The sequence below is a fragment of the Coleofasciculus sp. D1-CHI-01 genome, from assembly GCF_040218875.1.
Lineage (GTDB): Bacteria > Cyanobacteriota > Cyanobacteriia > Cyanobacteriales > Coleofasciculaceae > Coleofasciculus.
This window is the reverse complement of the sequence record NZ_JAVJQP010000129.1, coordinates 24,557-45,810: the sequence shown is the minus strand read 5'-3', so window position 1 is coordinate 45,810 and position 21,254 is coordinate 24,557. Positions and strand designations below refer to the sequence as shown.

General features: G+C 44.3%; 16 protein-coding genes and 1 pseudogene. 8 read left to right on the top strand and 9 right to left on the bottom strand.

The window, feature by feature from the left end; translation table 11 throughout:
* The coding region (locus tag RIB93_RS23115) for an SRPBCC family protein (protein ID WP_446376043.1) at positions 1 to 531 on the top strand (531 nt) is incomplete at its 5' end.
* Between the two features lie 18 nt (positions 532 to 549).
* Positions 550 to 786 (top strand): Uma2 family endonuclease, encoded by a 237-nt coding sequence (locus RIB93_RS23110; protein WP_446376041.1) that lies wholly within the window; start codon positions 550 to 552, stop codon positions 784 to 786.
* Positions 787 to 971: 185 nt separating this feature from the next.
* On the opposite strand, the gene RIB93_RS23105 is transcribed toward RIB93_RS23110, so the two are convergent.
* Entirely contained in the window at positions 972 to 1,193 is a 222-nt protein-coding gene (locus RIB93_RS23105) for a hypothetical protein (RefSeq protein ID WP_446376039.1), read from the bottom strand.
* 183 nt (positions 1,194 to 1,376) lie between these two features.
* Here RIB93_RS23105 and RIB93_RS23100 point away from each other — a divergent pair, with 183 nt between their 5' ends.
* On the top strand, positions 1,377 to 2,468 hold the full coding sequence (locus RIB93_RS23100) for an Rpn family recombination-promoting nuclease/putative transposase (protein WP_446376037.1): 1,092 nt from the start codon (positions 1,377 to 1,379) through the stop codon (positions 2,466 to 2,468).
* 76 nt (positions 2,469 to 2,544) lie between these two features.
* On the opposite strand, the gene RIB93_RS23095 is transcribed toward RIB93_RS23100, so the two are convergent.
* Positions 2,545 to 3,789, bottom strand: coding sequence for an HhoA/HhoB/HtrA family serine endopeptidase (locus RIB93_RS23095; protein ID WP_446376035.1), 1,245 nt, complete (start codon positions 3,787 to 3,789; stop codon positions 2,545 to 2,547).
* Positions 3,790 to 4,382: 593 nt separating this feature from the next.
* Here RIB93_RS23095 and RIB93_RS23090 point away from each other — a divergent pair.
* Entirely contained in the window at positions 4,383 to 5,393 is a 1,011-nt protein-coding gene (locus RIB93_RS23090; protein ID WP_446376033.1) for an endonuclease/exonuclease/phosphatase family protein, read from the top strand.
* Between the two features lie 84 nt (positions 5,394 to 5,477).
* On the opposite strand, the gene RIB93_RS23085 is transcribed toward RIB93_RS23090, so the two are convergent.
* Positions 5,478 to 6,755, bottom strand: a complete 1,278-nt coding sequence (locus tag RIB93_RS23085; RefSeq protein WP_446376031.1) for a hypothetical protein — start codon at positions 6,753 to 6,755, stop codon at positions 5,478 to 5,480.
* 252 nt (positions 6,756 to 7,007) lie between these two features.
* Here RIB93_RS23085 and RIB93_RS23080 point away from each other — a divergent pair, with 252 nt between their 5' ends.
* Entirely contained in the window at positions 7,008 to 8,519 is a 1,512-nt protein-coding gene (locus RIB93_RS23080) for an FAD-dependent oxidoreductase (protein WP_446376029.1), read from the top strand.
* A gap of 29 nt (positions 8,520 to 8,548) precedes the next feature.
* Here the strand turns inward: RIB93_RS23080 and RIB93_RS23075 are convergent, their stop codons facing one another.
* From RIB93_RS23075 to RIB93_RS23060, 4 genes and pseudogenes are all read right to left on the bottom strand, one after another.
* Positions 8,549 to 9,775 carry a YbjN domain-containing protein gene (locus tag RIB93_RS23075; RefSeq protein ID WP_446376027.1) on the bottom strand — a complete coding sequence of 409 codons (1,227 nt, stop codon included), beginning with the start codon at positions 9,773 to 9,775 and terminating at the stop codon, positions 8,549 to 8,551.
* Between the two features lie 9 nt (positions 9,776 to 9,784).
* Complete coding sequence (locus RIB93_RS23070) at positions 9,785 to 10,858, bottom strand: hypothetical protein (protein ID WP_446376025.1); 1,074 nt, start codon at positions 10,856 to 10,858, stop codon at positions 9,785 to 9,787.
* Positions 10,859 to 10,873: 15 nt separating this feature from the next.
* Positions 10,874 to 14,572, bottom strand: a complete 3,699-nt coding sequence (locus RIB93_RS23065) for an eCIS core domain-containing protein (RefSeq protein WP_446376023.1) — start codon at positions 14,570 to 14,572, stop codon at positions 10,874 to 10,876.
* A 67-nt stretch (positions 14,573 to 14,639) separates the two neighbouring features.
* Positions 14,640 to 14,804, bottom strand: a pseudogene (locus tag RIB93_RS23060) (Uma2 family endonuclease); the annotation flags it as partial.
* Between the two features lie 105 nt (positions 14,805 to 14,909).
* Between RIB93_RS23060 and RIB93_RS23055 the strand changes: the two are divergent.
* Complete coding sequence (locus RIB93_RS23055) at positions 14,910 to 16,082, top strand: YcjF family protein (protein ID WP_446376021.1); 1,173 nt, start codon at positions 14,910 to 14,912, stop codon at positions 16,080 to 16,082.
* A gap of 468 nt (positions 16,083 to 16,550) precedes the next feature.
* Complete coding sequence (locus RIB93_RS23050; protein ID WP_446376019.1) at positions 16,551 to 17,168, top strand: DUF3859 domain-containing protein; 618 nt, start codon at positions 16,551 to 16,553, stop codon at positions 17,166 to 17,168.
* 6 nt (positions 17,169 to 17,174) lie between these two features.
* Here RIB93_RS23050 and RIB93_RS23045 read toward each other — a convergent pair whose 3' ends face one another.
* Entirely contained in the window at positions 17,175 to 18,038 is an 864-nt protein-coding gene (locus RIB93_RS23045) for a Uma2 family endonuclease (RefSeq protein ID WP_446376017.1), read from the bottom strand.
* 245 nt (positions 18,039 to 18,283) lie between these two features.
* Positions 18,284 to 18,895, bottom strand: coding sequence for a hypothetical protein (locus tag RIB93_RS23040; RefSeq protein WP_446376015.1), 612 nt, complete (start codon positions 18,893 to 18,895; stop codon positions 18,284 to 18,286).
* Between the two features lie 281 nt (positions 18,896 to 19,176).
* On the opposite strand from RIB93_RS23040, the gene RIB93_RS23035 reads away from it, so the two are divergent.
* The gene (locus tag RIB93_RS23035; RefSeq protein WP_446376013.1) at positions 19,177 to 20,952 is read left to right on the top strand and encodes an asparagine synthetase B family protein; all 1,776 of its coding nucleotides are present in this window, start codon (positions 19,177 to 19,179) and stop codon (positions 20,950 to 20,952) included.
* The last annotated feature ends 302 nt before the right edge of the window (positions 20,953 to 21,254 follow it).

Sequence of the window (21,254 nt, the reverse complement as noted above, 5' to 3'; positions counted from 1 at the left end):
CAATTGTGCCTAAACCCGCCCCTACAATTGTGCCTAAACCCGCCCCTACAATTGTGCCTAAACCCGCCCCTACAATTGACTTATTACTTTTTTATTATGACAAGTCTCTATACGGAAATCGAAATTAATGCTCCCAAGTCACAAGTTTGGCAGGTTTTGTTAGACAAACAGCAGTGGAAGTATTGGAACACGTTTCTCTTTGACCGTGAACCAGAACAGCCCTTTGAAAAAGGACAAGCGGTATCTCTATCATTACGACGATTACCCAAGGATGAAGAAACGGAATTTGAACCCTTGATCACACTCTTACAACCCGAAAGTTGTCTGCGCTGGGTTTCATCTATTCCGGCGTTTCGCAATGAGTACGTCTTTGAGTTACAAGAAATTGGTTTAGGTCGGACTAAATATGTTCATATAAGCCGTTTTTCCGGGATGCTCACTCGTGTTTTTGTCCCCTTTATCCGTCAAGATGAACATCGGGGAATGCAACGCATGGCGCGGGAGTTGAAGCGGTATGTTGAGCATTTATAATTGGGGGAGATATGGCTCTTGAGACCAGATGTTCTGCTATTCTCCACGATTATGACTACTGTATTAAACTTAAAGCCACTGCAGGATAAGATGCAAGAATATTTGGCAAGTGGTTTGCGTTTAGGGTGGTTGATTAATCATCAGGATCGGCAAGTGGAGATTTATCGAGGGGGAACAGGTGTGGACATTGTAGCGATGCCTGTTGTATTGTCAGGGGAGGAAGTATTACCAGGGTTGAGTTTAGAAATACTGTAGGGGCGGGTTTAGGGATTCAATTAACGATTTCACCGATAACCTTTCAACAAAACCCGCCCTTTTCCTAGATGTAGCCGATCAATAAATACTGTAGGGACGGGTTTAGGGATTCAATCAACGATATCATCGATAACCTTTCAACAAAACCCGCCCTTTCCCGACGTTTCGCTCATCCACACATTACGTTATATCAAATCTGTTGGTCTCTTATCTGTTTCCGATGCACCCATTAGGAATGTCCCCCCTGGAATCGCCACCATATCCAGTGTGATCCCATCGCCTAAGTCTTCGCGGAAATAGTGAGCTTGCTGCTGATTGTGTTTAATAATAGTCCCTTGTTTATCAACCCTCACCACCTCAAACTCAAACACCTGCAAGGGGGGAAATGAACTCGTACCTGCATTCATAATAATGGCGATTATGTCCTATGGATTATGTCCTATGTTTGACCAAATGGTGGGTTCCGTTTAGTTAATGTAGCCTAATTGGGTAAACCTGTCAATTTGTCAAGATTACGGTGATAGGAATTTTTCGCGATCGCTCCTGGCATAGTGGTCAATGTTCAGAACGCCCATGTCCAGCAATTCAGCGTGAAAACCGACACCATTTTCTATAACCTGTTTCTCGAATTCCCAGGTATTTTATTTGAACTCATCGATTCAAACCCAGAGGAAGCCGCCATCTATGAATTCACCTCCCGTGAAATCAAACAACCCTCCTTCCGGTTAGACGGCTTGTTCTTACCCACGACAGAAGACGCAGAAAAACCGTTCTATCTGCTGGAAGTTCAGTTTCAACCTGATGAAGCGTTATACTATCGATTATTTGGTGAACTCTTTCTCTACTTGAGGCAATACCAACCGCCTCACCCTTGGCAGGTTGTCGTAATCTATCCCACTCGTAGGATTGAACGAGAACAAACCTTTCAATTTGGTGAAATCCTTGCCCTAAATCGCGTCACACGCATTTATATAGATGAATTAGGAGAAACCCCATCCGGTTCCCTTGGGATTGAAATGGTTAAGCTGGTGATTGAGGATGAGGAAACTGCACCGGAACGAGCAAGACGATTAGTCGCACAAGCTCAAATACAGATAGATGATGAAGCAAGCCAGCGCAACCTGATCAAATTAATTGAGACAATCATTGTTTATAAATTACCCCAAAAAAGCCGCGAGGAGATTGAAGCGATGTTCAGCTTAAGTGAACTCAAGCAAACTAAAGTTTATCAAGAAGCCTTAGAAGAAGGTGAAATCAAAGCCAAGTTAGCCGCGATACCGCGCATGATAGAATTTGGCTTAAAGTTGCCGCAAATCGCCCAGTTGCAAGATTTACCGCTAGAGGTTGTGCAACAGACGGAACAGTTATTTCAGAAACAAAAAGTTGCCGCTTTTCTTGAACTATTAAATAATCAGCGTGACTTGTTTTCTGCTCAAGATTTGGCACAGTTACAGGAGTGGATAGCACCGTTACCGGATCGGATTGAAGATTTATCTGAGGCGATCGCACAATGGTGCAATCAGGAATCCCATACCCTACAGCGTCAGGCTTGGCGTCAAATCCTCTCTGATTTATGGAAGGCGACGGTGGAAACCATCTTGAAAACCTACCCCAAGACTCTGAATTTAACATCCTTTCCCCTAACTAAACAAATGGTGCAACAGAGAATTGAAGGGAGTTGACACCGGGAACTGTAGAGACGTTGCATGCAACGTCTCTACAACTATCATGCAACGTCTCTACTATTTTTGATGAACCTTACTGCTGCATCTGAGTTGGCAAAGCACCGGGTTGTACTGTTACCTCAACATTTTTGCGATCGCGGCGTAATTCTAGGTTTAAATCGCTACCTATTGGCGTCATTTGAACCACATTTTGTACATCTTCGGCTTCTTTAATTGACTCGCCATTAATTTTATGAATCACATCCCCGGCTCGCAGTCCAGCTTTATCAGCCGGAGAATTCCGCATCACTCTGGCAATTAATACCCCTTTGCTTTGATCAATAGTCAGATCCGAATTGGGATTTTTGTTGATGTTTTCTTTCAACTCAGGGGTTAACGTGACCATCTGAATTCCTAAGAATGGATGTTCGACTTTCCCGTTGGCGATTAATTGTTGTGCAATCCGTTGCGCTGTATTAATCGGAATGGAAAATCCTAACCCTTGAGCGCCTTGAATAATTGCTGTATTCATCCCAATCACTTCACCGGATGCATTGAGCAGGGGTCCACCTGAGTTACCAGGATTAATCGCAGCATCAGTTTGAATAAATTGGACGCGCTTATCGGGAACGCCTACTTCAGCACTGGAACGTCCTGTCGCACTGATGATACCTGTGGTGACAGTATTATCTAATCCTAACGGATTACCGATCGCGATCGCCCATTCCCCCGGTTTGAGTTGTTCTGAATCCCCTAAGGTGACAATGGGGAGATTATCGGCTTCAACTTTGATTACCGCCACATCGGTTACAGGGTCAGTTCCTAGCACTTTCCCAGCAAATGTGCGACCATCTTTGAGAACCACATCCACTTGATCCGCACCATCAACAACGTGAGCATTGGTGAGAATCATCCCATCGGTGTTAATAATAAACCCCGAACCCGTTCCCCGTTCTACTCGCTGCTGCGGTTGTTCCGGAAATTGAGACCCGAAGAACTCGCGGAAAAACGGGTTATTAAATGCATCGGGAACTTGAGAGGTCACAGTTTTGGAGGCGTTAATCCGCACGACTGCGGGTCCCACAGTATCCACAACCTTAGTAATAAAATTGCTGTTTTGGGGAGTGGACAGGTTACCTGGAGGAATGATTCCTCCCAAAACCTGAGAGGATTGGGGAACGATGGAGTTGGCTGAAACTTGAGGATTCCCGGAGATGACAGAGTTGGCGCCAAAGGAAACACCAGCGCCTAGCAACATCAGGGATAGATAGGTGACGGCTTTTTTTACCGGGGAAGCGTCACTGTCATGAGAGTTGGATGTTTTCGTGTTGAATACCATAATGATTCTGCTGTTGAAATAGGATTGATTTGGATGATGTCAGTTACAGTTTGTCGGAGTTCGGTTAATTCATTTCCAGGTAGAGAAAACCCGAATTAGGATCAACTCTCTCCTACCTATGGCTAACACCCCCATTGACTTTGTGATAATTATTTACGGATAAGGTATTAACCGGGTCTGGCGTCGGTCGGTGAATCCGTTGCTTGGGAAGGAATCACGATGACCTATCGCTGACATTTATCAATGTAGATACTTGTTGTGACGTGGTTATGACAGTGTAGTTTCGCTGATGTGAAGATTTCTGGATTGGGGCTGTAAGTAGTCGGACAAAGTTAAAGTTGAGGGTTGAGATAAGGGAACAGGGAACAGGGAACAGTAAGGATTTGAGGGGGGTTAGCATTTCTTCGGATAGCGGATAGGATTTATGTCCAGGTACTTAGTCTTCCTAATTGTTTCTGGAAATCCTCCTGTTGAGGTTGTGCATACCGTAATTCTAGGATAATCCCTTTTGCATAAGGAAGATGCAATGAGACATAGATTCCAACAACTTCCCTGGTTAGGGGGAGGATACTGTACCGCTACAGCAACTCGATATGAAACACTTCTGGTTCTCTCAATCAACATCCCGACAAATTGACATCAAGAATATCGCCTTTGGGTTAGGACTCACGGGACTCATTCCTTGTCTTCTCTTATCTGTAGCCGCTTATCTGGGAGGATTCCACCGATATTTTGAATTACTCTCCCACTTCAAAGTGCAATACTTCGTCCTTAGTTGTATTGTTTTTATCTTATTTTTATTAGCACGACGAAAAACTTGGTGGTTGGTAAGTTTATTTTGTTTAACTCTTAATGCTGTAGACGTTATTCCTTGGTATATTCCCCAATTTTCGCCTGTCCATACGCCTTCCGGACAACCGTTGCGAGTGTTGCTGGCAAATGTCTATAGTGATAACCAGCGTTATGCTGAGTTTATCTCCTTGGTCAAAGCCGAAAAGCCTAAACTGCTCGTTGTCCAGGAAATTAATCCAATTTGGTCACAGCAACTGGAAGCGCTCAAACCTTTACTTCCTTACCAGATGGTTTATCCAAGATTTGATAACTTTGGCATTGCTGTCTACAGTGCGATTCCCCTGCGGAATACGGATATTAAATCGTTCACCGAGTATGATATCCCTTCTATTTTTGCCGAGGTACAGTGGCAAGGACAAACGGTTTCTATTATTGCCACTCATCCATTACCGCCGATTAATGCGGAGTATTTTAAGTCGCGCAATCAGCAACTTTTAGAACTGGAAAAGGTGATAAGCTCAACTAACACTATTCATGCCGTCATCGGTGATTTGAATACAACAATGTGGTCTCCCTATTACCGCAAATTTATCCGTCAGACTGGATTGAAAAATGCGCGATCGGGTTTTGGGATTTTACCCACTTGGCCCCAAGGTGCGCCAATGTTACAAATTCCTCTGGATCATTGTCTGATTAGTCCAGAAATCAATGTTTTAAAGATTCGCACTGGTGGAGATATTGGTTCCGATCATCGTCCCTTAATTATCGATTTGGTGATACCTACGTTACCAGCCAGATCCCCGACTTCTTGAAGAAGTCGGGGATCTTTATACCTAACTTACTTTCCCAAGCTTCACCTGCTTTCAGACGCGCTACTTCCTGTTCCCTATTTACCATTAAACCGACTTTAAAATCCCGTAGGTTGGGTTTACGACAGGAAACCTAACCGAATATAGGGCTAAAGTTCCCTTACTACAAGCCGACTGTAAAATCCCTCCCTCTAACTGATAAATCGCTGCCATAATGCCATTGTCTGGATTATCCAATAGGGACGCCTTAACTTCTTGTAAATAATCCCGAATCGCTTCCCGTAAAACAGGGCGCTCAACGTTTACGGTATGCTGATAATCCCAAACATCCCAGATAATAATTCCTACGCCAACAATCGGATCAAGAAACTGAGCGCCAAATTTACCCGCTACAGCGCCGCCTGTTTTTGCTGCCATTTTAGCCGAGGCTTTTCCGGCAAAGGATACGGCAACTTTACTGCCAATTTTGGTAACAACAGGAATCATGGCTTTCGCAAATAAGTAAGTGCTTCCGCCAACTAAAACTTTTAACGATAAATTAGACAGATTGCCTTCCGTATCTCGAATCGTTACGGCAATATCATCCAAATAGCGCTCCCATTCTCCTTGCGGAATCTGATACTGAGTTTGAATGTTGGAAATGTTGTTTTCTAAGTCAGCGATATATAAATTCACCGTATCTCTGGTGATATGTTCTAGTTGGAGTTGGGCAATTTTAGGTCGGAGAACTCGTTTGGTGAATGCTGTTTGAAACGCCTCAGTCATTTGTTCGGCGACGGCTTGATTGGGAGTCGGTTTCGTGGTATCCATCCAGTGGGAGACGGCTGAAGATACCCAGACAAAAGGAGCGCTAAATTCCAGTTTCTTTTGATTAAAATAATCAAAATACCAATCCAGGAAATTGCCATCAACGCGACTCATGAGTTGATCAACCCATTCATCGAGTTGGTCGGAGGCGAACTGTTCTGCTGTATGATGAGCATGGGTAATCGCGGTTGCGATCGCGCGATCGATTTTATCCTGATCCGCTACAGTCCGATCAATCGTGACAATCTCATGTTTCGGCTTCTGTGAACTTCCCGCATCGGTTGATAATGAACTGGCAATAAAACCACTTCCGATCAACGGGATAATTACAATTAGGATCACCGCCACCCAAATATAAGGTGTTACCGATTTAATCAACTGACTCCAGGCTTGTAGGCGAGTTGTCTTTTCTGTATAGGTGGGTTTTTCCGATGGATTGGCTGGGGACAATGTGGGGTTATGAGTAGGGTTAGAGGGCGTTTGGGTTTTCTCAGCGCCAGGTGATCGGGGCGCTGAGGGGTGAGTCGAGGTATAGTCGTGCGATCGCTCTTGGTTCATTAGCTATTCTTTGTCCGTTAGATCAATAGTTTCTGTTAGATAAGATTTACCCAAAACTACCCACAAGTGGACTTTCTTGGAACTTACTTCCTGCTTCTTATTCCCCAATTTTAACCGTAAACTTTCATTTTAGATGCTCAACCCAGATCGAGTATCAACAGTCGCCTTAAAAATTCTTCCTCCCAAAGATAGATGAAATCGCGTCCAACTCCTCCATTACAGTAGAACAATACTGCCTATTTTTATAGAGCCATGACTTTGATTGCTGGAAAACCTGCTTCATTTTGGATTGATTCAACGCCAACGTCTACATTTTCTCCCTTTATCAACAACCTTGTTGTCGATGTAGCGATTGTTGGTGCCGGAATTGCGGGACTGACCGCTGCCACAATCTTAAAGCGTGCGGGTAAAACCGTTGCGGTGATTGAGTCGAAACGAGTTGCCATGGGCGTGAGTGGTCAGACAACGGCAAAGGTAACCTCCCTGCACAAGTTAATCTATGCCGATCTCATTCAGCAATTGGGAGAAGACAAAGCTCGCCTTTATGGAGAGTCCAATCAGGCGGCAATTGAGCAGGTGGCTCAACTGGTTAAAGACGAACAGATTGATTGTGATTTTAGCCGTCAAAGTGCCTACACCTTTGCCGATTCTCCAGAACAGTTGAGTCAAATTGAAGCTGAAGTAGAAGCAGCAATCAAACTCGGACTTCCCGCTTCATTTGTTAAAGAGACCTCACTCCCCTTTCCCATTGCTGGAGCGGTTAAATTTGAAAATCAAGCGCAGTTTCACGTCCGGAAATATTTACTCCATCTCGCTAAAACAATTCCCGGTAATGGCAGCTATTTGTTTGATGATACGCGAGTGGAAACCGTTGATGAAGATAGCCCTTGTCAAGTGAAAACGACCAGGGGGGTACTTAAAGCCAAAGATGTAATTGTTACCACAAATTTACCCATTCTGGATCAAGGACTCTTCTTTGCCAAAGCCTATCCGAAACGCTCTTATATTGTCGCCGCTTCGATTGATCCAGCCAAAGCACCCGATGGTATGTTTATTGGCATCGGTGAGCATTATCGATCGCTACGGACGACGCCCTACAATGACGGTGTACTCTTACTGATTGGTGGTGAAAGTCATAAAACGGGTACAGTTACCCAGACAGAGGAACGATATCTGCGTTTAGAAGACTATGGTCGCACCCAGTTTGGCATAGATAGCTTCGAGTATCGCTGGTCAAGTCAGGATATGGTATCCTTCGACAAGCTACCCTACATTGGTAAATTAACCCCAGTCAACAATCATATTTATGTCGCCACGGGATTTAGTCTCTGGGGTATGACCAAGAGTACCCTATCGGGGATGATCCTGTCTGATCTGATCTTAGGACGATCCAATCCCTGGGCGGATCTGTATGACGCCACTCGCGCCACTCCCTTTATCTCTGAAACCTCGATCAAAGAGAATCTGGACGTGGGTAAGCATTGGATTGGCGATCGCTTGAAGGGATTAGATAAGTCTTCTTTTGCTGATGTTAGCAAAGGGGAAGGGAAACTGCTCACTATTGATGGAAACAAAGTCGCCGCGTATCGGGATGAAAAGGGTTCCATTCATGCGGTTTCCGCCGTTTGTCCTCACTTAGGCTGTATTGTTGATTGGAATAGCGCTGAGAAGAGTTGGGATTGTCCCTGTCACGGTTCCCGCTTTAGTTGTGATGGACAAATTCTCCATGGACCAGCGGTTAAGGAGATGGAGCGGGTTAAATAATTGTGCGTAGTGGGAGCATCTTGCTCCCCTTAGTCAGTCTGAGCTTCTATTTGTGCGATCGCGTCTTCTGGGGAAGCCTCACCCTTAACTACAGAGTCAATTCCGGGTAAATAGTTATCCATCATCATCACATTGGTATACACCAAGCGTTTGAGCAGTGGAAATGTGAGGGTTGAACCTTCGACATCAATGCTGGTTTTGTAACGGATTTCTCCGTCAGTAAAATCTAATTCAAAATTACCAATAATCATGCCATAATTGGCACGGGCGATAAATTCGCCTAAAGCCCGACGTTTGGGTTTTGGCGCTTTTACAGGACAAATCGAGTAAAATACAAACTGCGATTGTTCAACTCTGGTTCTAGCGTAGCAAGTCCATGTGCCATTTTTCCCTTGAAATAGCATCCGCAACGTTGGCTCACCTTGAACCTTGGCAAAAGACCAATCATCGTCTGTGAAGAATTTGATAACGGTATCAAAAATTTGGGGACTGGAATCATCTTGAGTGTTATCCTCAAATTGACTCGCATCAGCCAATTGTTCAAAGGCATTAACCATTTCCTCAAGAATCGGAGTAATGCTTTCTTCGGTTATGGAGGATAGATTGGTATCAACCCATTCTTCAAATCCCTTTGCCACCTCGTCAAGGGCTTGAGAAATAGCTTCGGTTCCCATTGTTGATAGATTAGCGTCAGTCCAATCTTTGAAAAAGTTGAAGATAGCTTCATTAATTTTTTCACTATCCATAGTATCAGCATTCATGGCTGAGGGAGGAAGATAATCCCAGAAGGTACGATAGCCTGTTTCAACGGGATCTCGTTGTTGTTTGACTTGTAAGGCTAACCAGCTTTCGGTAGATAGCAAGGGGTGATTGGGTTGTTCTTGGCTTAGGCTTTTGATGTAGGTTAGTGGATCATCAAGGTGAGGGGTGAGGTGTGGGAGTAAATCGGGTTTTAAAGTAGCAGTAATTTCGATATTGGGTTCGCTGAAGAATTCTCCATGCGAAAGGGAGCCACGCAGTTCGGGTTTAAGATTAAATAATGCCTCGGTATCAATGCGTTGGTAGAGTTCGGGGGGGATTTGGAAGGTGAAACGGAAGTCGATGAGAGTGGAATTATTTGTTGTTAAAGTAAGGGTTATGGTATGGATAGTCAGGGGGACTTGGGAGGAGTCGTATAGGGTTAATTGACTGTCCAGTGCGTGAGTTTCAGTGTGAGGAGGGATCATGACTTTCAGTGCTACAGCATCTATAATCACGTTGGCTTGCTATATGTTCATTTCATTTCTCGCCCAGCTTAGAAGTATTTCCAGTTCCTGCCATCCATTGGCAACAGCAAGTTCGTGGGCAAAAACAATTGCATTTATCGGAGTTCTTTCTGTAGCATAGGCATAATAGGCTGCTGCATTAGCAACACAGGTATAAGCAAGCTCCGGATTTTCAGCAGCAATTTCTTCAGCCGCAGTTAGGTGTTCACTACCATCGTAATTTTCAGGGTCTTCTCCAAAAGCTTGAACAGCTTTCCACAGGGAAGGGTGTGTTTTTAGTTCAAAATTTTCTTGTTTTTGTAGCCATTCAACTGCTTCATCAAGCGGCTTTCCTTCCCACTGCCCTTTCATATTACCTTTGGTGTAACCCGTGTAAGTGCTATCAAAAACATCATCACTTTCAATTAATCTCCAAGCCGCTTCTGTTAGGTCTATACCTGTTTTATATATAAAGTTATAGTAAAAGTAAATTCTCCAGGGAATATCTAGTGCTGGGTTTTCCAAAATAGCGTTTGCCGCCCAATCTCCCGCATCTTTTTTTGCCAATTGCCAAGCTACTGAAATAGTCCTAAAGATTGGATTATCTACTCCGGCTGCTGCCCAGATAATTGCTTTTCTATCTCTTGCATCTTGAATCGCTTTAGCTTCATCTAAAGCTTTGATAACTGCTTGGGTACTGGAAATATCCCCAAATTCTGAAGCAAAACTTAACATTTGATTTTTTGCCTCGTCACTGATTTTTCCTGCTGCTATATCGGCGTATGCCATTAAACCAGGTAAAAACCGTTTTATGTCTGGTGCAATTGTTAATCCTTCTGTAACTGACCACCACGCTACTGCCACGGGTGAGTTGCTAAGATTTCTGCCTGGTAGTAATCTGATTACAAATTCATCAGCATCTTGGTGAGCAAACGGTAGACACCCTAAATAACCCCGTTGAGCTAATGAAGCTGTTGCAGGTGAGATAGCTTCTAGCAATCTCATTCTAAATAAGAACGTTTCTTCAATTTCTAGAGATGCCTCTGGCAGAGTCGCAACAAAACTATTGATTGAATCAGTACTTATCATTATCATAAAATCCCATCTTTGTTAATTAAGCGGTTGAAGAAGTTGCCCTTTCCATACTTCTTTCACTTTTTTACGAAGGTTTCTTGTTGCTGCCTTTCTCCCTTTTTTGGAGCCGTCAACCTCAGAGCTTTTTAAAGCAATTGCTACCTGATGCAATGCTTGGGCAGCAGCAAAATTATATGCCTTTTTGAAGGCTAATTTAATAGCAGTAATATCACCCGCTTGCAAGGTTTGTTGAACTTTTTTCTTTATATAGCGTTTGTATGTTGTTTCTTGTCCCTTCACTGCAACTTCACCCTTTGATGTAGTTATTGTTTCTTCTTGTGATATTCCTTTTCTTTTTAATGTCTTGGTAAGTTCTGCTCTGATTTCACTCCCATGAATCCTAGAGCCTGCGCCTTTTACGCGATGTGTAGAAACATGAACCAGAATCGCTGGGAGCTTATTTCCTACACTCTTGATGTTCTTCGCTGCCTTTTCAAAAGGATCATCTGCTAAAACTATGCCTTTCTTTCGCAAAGTCAGACTAGCACTGAAAAGTTCTGTAGACAGACTATTTGCTAATTCTAAGGGTGGAGCATGATGCGCCTCTCTTGTGGTTCCATCTGGAGGGGGTGTTTGATCGTTAATTTCATTGTAAAGACCTACTACAGGAGCTGGATAAAGCTTTAATAGTCCATCAATATCTTTTTGATTGTACTTTTTTCCATATTCCAATATAGCTGTTGTAAGTCCTATTCCCATTTTCTTCATCTTTTCCTTATCATTTTGTGAAGCTTTTGGATTATGTAATATTTTTTCAACCTGGATTGCTTTGCTTTTTATCTCTCCTAGCGCTTCTATGCGTTCCTGAACTTCTGTATTTTTATTTTTATTTTTATTTAACTTGTTGATTGCTACACTGACTTTTTGCGAAAGCAATCCTGGATTCGTGGAAGCCATCGAAACTTTAGCATTCAAACCCGATGTTAAGGTAAGAGTATGTGAAGCTCCATCCATTGAAAAAGGAATGGTGACCGACTCGGTATTATCTGTTTTTTTACCTTTTTTATCTGCCTTACCCTTCCCTTTACCCAACAAACTCTTACCCTTCTCCACAATAAAATTCGCCACTTTTTGCATAGCGTTTCCTATCGGAGCCTGAATCTTCTTAATAACATTCTTAATCTGCTCACTAATCCCACCTAACCCAATCAATCGCGCCAAGAAACTAATCACCACCGGAAGCGTGCGCCCCATCGTTTGTTCTACATAATTAGCCGCCGCCTTAATATTTCCCCCAGCAATACTGCCAATGGATGAGAATACTGCTTCCGCTAACGCTGCAATCTGCTGACCCCGTTCAATAAAGAACATGACGGTATTGTAAATCGCTGTCACCGACTGAATCACTGCACCCGCCGGATTAAACATCGAGATGAGCTTGGTAATCGCTGCGGTGATAATACTGTTCTGTACCCAACTGCGGATACCCCCAATCACCATGTCTTTCAGGTTACCGACAAATTCGGTTATCTTCTGCCAAGCTGCACCCAATCCGTCAGTTACAATAGTTTTCAGGAAAGTAAATAGTTTCTCAAGCTTCTTGACTTTTGGCTCACCAATCAGCTTAACTAACATCCCCCGGAGTCGCTGATAGGTTAACCCCAATACTTGCATGACTAGGGAGAAAATTCCCTTCAGGTCAAACTGAGCTGGAAGCGTCAACCCAGCACCTGCCAAGGCACCAAATAACCAACCGACTAACCCTTTCTTCAGGTGACTTAAGATATTACCAGAAAACTGTTGGAAGCCACCGCGAACTGCCCCAACTAGATTGCCAATAAATTTAACCGGGTCGTTAATAATTGTACTGAATACACCTCCAGTACGGCGCAAAATCGCCATCACTTTAGCACCACCAGCACCCATCACCCCTTCAAAGACGAATTCCATCACTTTCTTACCCGCAGTAATGGCAAAATTCTTGATTCGCCCAATGGGTTCAGTAAAGACGTTTTTAATCTTGGCAAAGGCTGAACTGGGACTCACTAAATCTCTGAGTCCCAAAGAATCCCAAGCTTTCTTGAACAATCCTTTAATTGTTGCCCAGGTTAGATTGAGTTTAGCGATTTGTTGCGTAAACCAGGTATAGGCTTTATCAATTGCCCCAGATTTTTGTAAATTGGCAAAAAATTCTTTACCTTTGGGGACAAGGCTGAGGACACCTTGAATCAAGTTCGTCGCATTGCGCTCTACTGGCGTCCCCTTAATTGGGTCTTTACCCACAATTACCTTGAGTAGAGGATAACCAGGAATACTGCTAGCTAGATTCGCCACAGGACTCAGAACTGCACTTTTAGCTTCTGCTAGTGAGGTCGGTATACTAGGTAGACTCCACCGTTGAATACGAGGACTGGTGGAACTTACAGCCAATGATGTGTAAGCTTTTGCCTGAATCGGTTGTGCTTCTGTCTCCGCTTCGGTTATTTCTGGCTTAAAAGACTGTTCCTTATTAAGACTTGCTTGAGCAGTAGAATCAGGGACTGTTTTCGCCGCCAGGGTTTCTGTGAGTTGGACTGGCTTATTCTGACTTACTTCCCTTTGAAGAACAGGAAGTTCCTTGGCTTGCAGTATTTCCTGTTCCTCTTCCTGAAGGTGTCGCTGCACCTGTTTATTCAGGTGCATGGCTGCACCCTGCTGTATGGTGTGGGTTAACTCATGTGCGGTTAACTCATCAACATTGGGAGATTTTCCTGCACCATAGTAAATATTACTGCCATGGGCAAACGCCTGCGCTCCCAACTCCTTATTCATCTGCACGGCTGTGGAGTCGGTATGCACTCGCACCGCACTAAAATCAGCACCGAAGCGAGGCTCCATGAAACTACGCACATTCTCTGGTAAAGGATTCCCTCCACCCTGAGAACTAGCGAGACGATTTTCTATACTGGGACTGGCTTGGCTGGTATCTGAGGCGGAGCGTTGGACTAAGGAACTAATCGATTTAGCCAAAGGGGGTTTTTCGGCTTCGGTTTGGCGCCCAACAGACTGAGATAGAGTAGAGTCTGGCATTGCCATGACTTTCGCCGCCATGGTATCTGCTTCTTGTTCGTATTTATCTCCTGGTTCACCAACGGTTAGTTTAGTCTGAACAGATTCGTCTTTTTCCTCTTGTTTTTCACATTCACTACATTTCGCCTGAATCGCTCCATCAGACTGTACTAGCTTTTGAGGACGTTTCTGTTCCTTGTTGTTTTGGAGTTGAAGATTCGACAGAGTGCTATCTGAACCGGAAGCTGTATTATCCTCTGGGTTATCGGGTGGAGAACTGGCAAGTTGCTGATTATGAAGCGATTCGGGTTGTTTTTCTTCCGGTTCTTCTATTTGACTTTCGCCAGAACTATCCTGACGTTGGACAGAATAATCCTGAGCCAATTGTTGAGCCTTAAACTGATTCAACCCATTCAATACAGAATTAGCTCTTTGTCCTATCTGGGGTTGATACTGATGCTCTAATCCGCTTGTGGAAAGCGTCCTCTGCACTGGAGATGGCGGTGAACCTGGAGTATTAACCGGAACCTTGAGCCAGTTGGAACTCAAACGGGATGCTTTTTCCTTTTGAGCCTGTAAATCCGGCTTTTGAGATTGTGGGTGTGTACTTTCTGCTTCAGATTGCTGATTAGGAGTGACATCTTCTTCCTTTTCCTCTGTGTAAGGAGAGAAAGACACTAGAACCATTTCACGAAACTTAACATACTTGCGATCGCCTGTGTCGGTTTATAGAGTAACTTGGGGAAGCTTGATATTAAGCCTCTGGCTCAATTCCAGCCGCTCTTAACTGCGCTATCAAAGCTTGAACACGTTGTTGTTCTTGTTCTGCGCGTTGTCGCTCCTGCTCCACTAATTCTACTCCCCAGGGTAACAGTTGCCCAGATTCATCCCACCACCGCAACCAATACCCCTGGCGGTTTCCCTATTGTAGATAAGTAATGAGCGCGATCGCATGACTTGATACACTAAGAAAGCAGTGGATAGCGTGGTTCTATCTCAGACAACGATCAAGGAATGACTGGGAATGGCAGAGGATTTTTCAGTTGATCAGCTTTTGGACAAAATGAGCGACGCCTACGAAGACGCCGGAAAGGATGCTGGACAATGTAATGTTCTGGTCATTGGCAAAACAGGTGTGGGCAAAAGTACACTGATTAATGCTATTTTCCAATCTCGTCTAGCCGAAACCGGGGTGGGTTATCCAGTTACCCAAACCATCCGACGCTACCGAAAAAAAGGCTGTCCGATAACCGTTTACGATACACCTGGACTTGAACTCAATCCAGAACAGATTCAACAGGTTCGCTTAGATGTCGCGGAATTGATTGAAACGCAAAGACTACAAGCCGCCCAAGAACATATTCATGTGATTTGGTACTGTTTAGAACATGAGGCGGGACGGTTTGATGAAGTTGAGGAAGAATGGCTGAATAAGCTGCAACTACAAGATGTACCAATTATTTTAGTCGTAACCCAAACCTTAACCCGAAAGCGCAGTGAGTTTCAAGTCTTTTTGGATAGTAAAAACTTACCCGTTTCTCAGGTAGTTGCGGTTCTTGCTCAACCTAAACCCATCGATGATGAGTATACGATTAAAGCCCATGGTTTAGACCATCTGGTCGAAGTCACGGCTAATCTTTTGTCTACCGAAGCACGCAAGGCGTTCCTGAGAGAACAGAGTCGTAATATTACCTTAAAAGCCGGCGAAGCGTTTAAATATGTGACGGGATATGTGGCGGGTTCGGCATTAGTCGGCGCGTCTCCGATTCCTTTTTCTGATGCACCAATATTAGTCACCATGCAAACCGTTATGTTGGCGAATATCACGGCTATCTTTGGCTTACCTTTTGATCGCGCCTTTACCAGCACCGTACTCTCAACCATTGTTGGAGTGGGTGGTGTGGCAACCGTGGGTAGATCGATCGCGGCGAATTTACTTAAAATGATACCAGGTGCTGGGACAATTGTGGGCGGTGCCATCTCCGCCTCTACCGCCGCCGCCCTAACTTTGGCACTGGGTTTAGCTTATATCGAGTCTCTCAAATATTACCTGAAACGTAAGCTGGAGGGACACGAAATTCCTCTCTCTGAACTGGCAAAAATCATTCTAGAACAATATAAGTTTTATGCCCGAACGGGTCAGAAAACCCTGAAAGAGGAACCCCTAACCCCCCCTCACCAAATTGATATTGAATAAGTAAGTAGGTGGGGACAATTAAAGTTAACGGCGGAGAACTCGCTGTCCTTGAGAAGCAAGCTACGTCATTTGTCATTGGGGGTGTGGTTTGTTCTTACTTTTCACGGGATCTGGAAAACCTCTCTCCAAACCTCTCTCCTACAAGGAGAGAAGCTTTGAATTCTCCCCCCTGGAACAAAAAGCGAAGCATCCTTTTGATACCAAGTTGCATTCAAAGATATAACGTTCTCTCCCCCTGCTTCCCCCGCTCCCCCTGCTCCCCCTGCTCCCCCTGCTTCCCCCGCTCCCCCCGCTCCCCCCGCTCCCCCTGCTTCCCCTGCTTCCCCTGCTCTTCCTATCTACTACATTTGAGCGCAACTCAGTATGAATCACGGAGTCTGAGTCACAGTGCTAAGCTTGACGAAAGAGAGATTTTATGTTAAAGAGAAAGGAGATAGTCTCAAGCTTCTGGTTTAGAAGTAATCAATTGTGACTGATGAACGACTTACTCAAGATCAGTTAACGCAACTCGTTGCTGAAGTGGATCAATTAGCCAGACGCCACGAGGCTGAAATTGACCGCCAACACGTTGAGCAGATTTTGCAGGAATTGAATTTACCACCAGAGTTGCTGGATGAAGCGCTAATCCAGCTACGTCGTCGTCAAGCGTTAGCGGTTCAACAAAGACGGAATCGCTGGATTGGGATAGGAGTAGGGGTGGCGATAGTGGGTGCGATCGCAGCTTCTACGGTATTCATTGTAAATCGCCAACGTGCGATCGCGGCAGTGTCTGCTTCTGGAAGTTGCATAACCTCAAATCCCCAAACCTGTGAACCGATATCGGACTTTAATCGCCAAGAGATAGTCTACCGCGTTACCTTACAAGACGCACCTGTGGGACAAAAGCTTTCCTTACAGTGTGATTGGATTAACCCCAATGGTCAAATTGTGCATCAGAATCGCTATCAAACCAGTAAAATTGACCGAGAGGTTTGGTCTACCTATTGTCGTCATAGCTTGGGTTCTACTGCAACCCTGGGGGATTGGCAAGTGCGGATGAGATTAGGCGATCGCGCACTCGACCAAAAATCATTTACAGTTAAATAATCATACCTATTCCCTATTTCCCAAATCATCGGGCTCAATACCTAACTCTCTTAATCGTGCGGCTAATTCTTGAACCCGTCGTTTAGCGGCTTCGGTTTCTTGTCTGACTATTTCCGTTTCTTGTCTGGCGGCTTCACTTTCTTGTCTGGCTATTTCCGTTTCTTGTCTGGCGGCTTCACTTTCTTGTCTGGCTATTTCTGTTTCTTCCGTGGGTAAAGGAATCCAAGTTCCCTCCAGTGTCATCCACCGTAGCCACAGTCGGTTAAACCCGCGAAAATCACCTTGCCATACGCCTAAACTTAATCCCAACTCCGGTATCGGTAAACAGCCTTGAGTCAAGTCTACGGATTCGTAATGACCGCCAACCAGATGAAAGGCTTGCCATTCATTAGTATAGCGACTAAAAATAACATAGTAAGGAATCCGCAGAATCTCTTCATAAACTCGCCATTTTGTCGGCGGGTGTCTTAATTCGCTTTCCCTTTGACCCAAATCTTCATCTTCCGTACCCGGAGACAATAACTCCACCACGATAAACGGATTCACCCGTTCTTGCCAACACACATAACTCAAACGCATATCACGTTCCTGATAAAGCCTCGGTACACCGACAACTCCGAACCAATCCGGACGTTTATACCAGTTGGGATGAGTCGGGTCATAATAGAGATTCAAATCACAAGCACTAAACACTCGTTCTGGATACCAATTTGTCGGTAAAAACGTCAAATACAGTAACAACGGCTGCAAAAAATGGAACTCATCAGGCAAACCAGGTTCCTCCGGATTTTCACTGGGTAAATCATACATCGTTGGCAAAGTTTGCCATGGGGGAAGTGGGGGGTCTGTTTGGCGGGGTAACTGAGTCATTTTCTAACGAGAGTTATTGATAAAATCTATTCCACTATCTTAACGGTTCCTAGTCAGGGATGCGAGCCTATTATCGTGTTGGGTTGCCAATATCCGACAAAACAACAACTGGTTTAATTCTTCTAAATTAAGGTGAATAGCACGCTGCTTAAACCTGGTGGAGCAATGCCCAGCCTACGGTACATCTAAAGATTTCAGCGAGCCAAAAATATTGATTTTAGTGCCATTAAAATTAAGGTGTTTTCTTAAACATCGCTCAACGTTTGTTCACCTAACTTAAAGACGAAATGAAGCAAGCCTAAAATTTCTTCAAGATGAGCAATACCATAGAGTAACGTTTCATAAACACTGCCTTGAGATGTCAGCTTATAAAACCGCCAGCCATCGCCGTTTGTCACCACTCCCAAAACATCAATATCCTTACCGATTCGGCAATTTTGCCATTGACAGGCTTGCATTTCGACCAAACATTGAGCCAATCCTTGTTCAAAGTCATCCTTTTTAGCTTCGACAATACATAAAAATGGCGTTTCTAAATAGCGTTTGCGTTCAGCAATTAAATAATCAACATTACCGCTTGTTGTATTCCCTTCTAAACTAGCCCCTTTCCAAATTTTTAGCCGCCCCAGTCCTTCAAGTGCTTCCTCGCAAAGGGCATCAATAATAAGCTTCTTGGATTCTTCATAGCTTTCCAAGTCAAAACGTTGTAACCTTGCCCACCGTTGTTGAAAAAAAACGCTAGGTTTAATTGGCTGAAACTCAATCTGCCAAGGGATTAGATCGATGATGTTAAGTTGCTTAAATGCCTGAGTTTTGTTAAAATTGTAAAAATTTTTCTTCTTTATTTTTTTATCCATCAGAGGGTTGCGAATTGAGTCAATAAATTTTATTTTATACTATAGGGTTTGTAGTTGCGCTGTCTTCGCCATAAAGCTTACGGGTAGACCAGTAACTTGAACGGTAGATTGGGTATTGCTTTCTTTTTTAGCTTAAGTTGACACCAATGCACGTCACTGCGCCCCTACAGTGTCTGGATGGAATGCTAATTCATTTTGCTTAAGTGTGACACACCACTACGATATATTAAAGTGCGTATTTCAGTGCTATTGTACTTAAATTAATTCAAGATTAAATTATTGTGAGTAATCCCTATCAATTTATCGGCTATTGGGGTATAGAGTCACCCGATCAAGTCGAAGCGAGGTTAACCAAACTCCTCGTCGCCGCGACAGTTTTAAAAACATCAACACCATTGCAATATCCTCTCAACAAAGTCCCTGTCAAGGGTAGGTCAAATTGGCGTGTTGGTTATATTGGCAGTAATCCGACTAATTCCTTCACCAATGAAGAGGGTATCATCGCCGCGTTATCCGCTTCTGGTTTTCAGGATTCAGCCGATGCTTGGGTTAAGGTAGAAAATAATTATCTAACTTTAGGACGCGAACCTTTTGGACGTGTCCCTCTCTATTGGACAAAACAGGGAAAGGTTATCTGGTTTGCGTCTAAGTTGCAGCTATTATTACCCCTGCTTAAAACACCAGAGGTGAGTAGTCATGGGTTGTATGGCTATAGCTGTTTTTCTTATGTTCCCACACCGTTGACGCCAGTATCTACTATTTTTTCCGTAGCGGCTGGAACCCTAGAAACCTGGCAAATTACATCTGAACACGACTTCACTCATACCACTCACCGTTATTATCAATGGCAATCCGCCTCGGAACTGATTCACGATGAAGATGAAGCCGTCTCCCAACTGCAAATTCGGTTAAAAAATGCCGTTCATCGACAACTGGAAAATTTGCCCAGTGAACCCGTTGGCGTTTTTCTCTCTGGCGGGTTAGATTCATCTACAATAGCGGCATTATTAGTGCAAGCGGGAGTTAAGGTTAAAGCCTATACCTTAGATTTTGGGTTAAAGGGCGTCTCGGAATTGCCCTATGCTGAACAGGTTGCTGACTATCTGACTATTCCCTTGGTTAAAGTTGATGCGACACCCCGGCGGATTAAGCAAGGGATTCAAGCCACAGCGACGGCGTTAGATTTACCCTTTGGCGATGGGGTAACGGTTCCCTTATATCTGTTATGTCAAGCCGCCAGTCAAGAGACAGAGGTTATTTTTAATGGGGAAGGGGGCGACCAACTTTTTGCTGGATGGACGAATAAACCGCTAATTGCCGCTGGTGTTTATAATCAAGAACATCCTGGCGGAAATACAGAGTTTACCCAACAGTATTTACGAACGTTTCACCGTCTCTGGGGATATGAGGAGCGGGTATTTCAGCATCAGATAAACCTGGCGTTATCGGTGCATCCAGAACAATGGTTAGCCGAAGCGTTAGATGCTCAGTTTACCACTACCCTATTAGACCGATTGCGTCGGGCGACGTTAATGTTAAAAGGCGCACAAAATATCCACCCACGGGCAACTAACTTAGCATTCTCTCATGGATTGTGGGTGCGATCGCCCTTTTGTGACATTCCGTTATCGGAGTGGACATTCCAGATACCAGGGGAGTTCTACCTGCGGGGTGCTTGTGAAAAATATATCCTCAAACGTGCGGTGGAATCTTGGTTACCGCCAGAGGTAGTGTGGCGGGAAAAACGGGGGATGGGGGTGCCGTTAACGGCGTGGTGTTTCAATGAATTATGGTCTGAGGTAGGATATTGGTTAAATTCGGGTATTTTAGCAGCCGAAGGACGATGGCAACCGCAATTACCCCTGCAACTGATTAAAGGGGAATTTAGCGCCTATTTGCGAGGGCGACGAGTGGGTGAGATTCTCTGGTTATTGCTGATGTGGCAAGTTTGGCGTAGAAGGGTGTTAAATGAAACGGTATCTGGGTATTCTGGGTTACATCCCTTTTGGTTACCGTCTCAGTTTTGGCGATGGTATTGGAAATTGGGGGATGAATGATGAATGATGAATGATGAATTGCCTATTGCCTGTTCCTCTAGAAGGGCGGGTTTAGTTAAGTTATCGGTTGTGTCTACAATGTTATCGGTAAAACCCGCCCCTACACCATGGCTTTAGACGCGCCATGGCACGTATTTATACCTCACACGGTCAGAGTATGTCATTCTGAGTCCTGAGCGAAGCGAAGGAACTGAAGCGGAGTGAAGAATCTCACCAGATGCTTCGCTGCACTTTGTTTCATTCAGTATGACAAAAGCTCAGGTTGTGACAACGAACAGTATATATTGCTTTTACCCCTGATT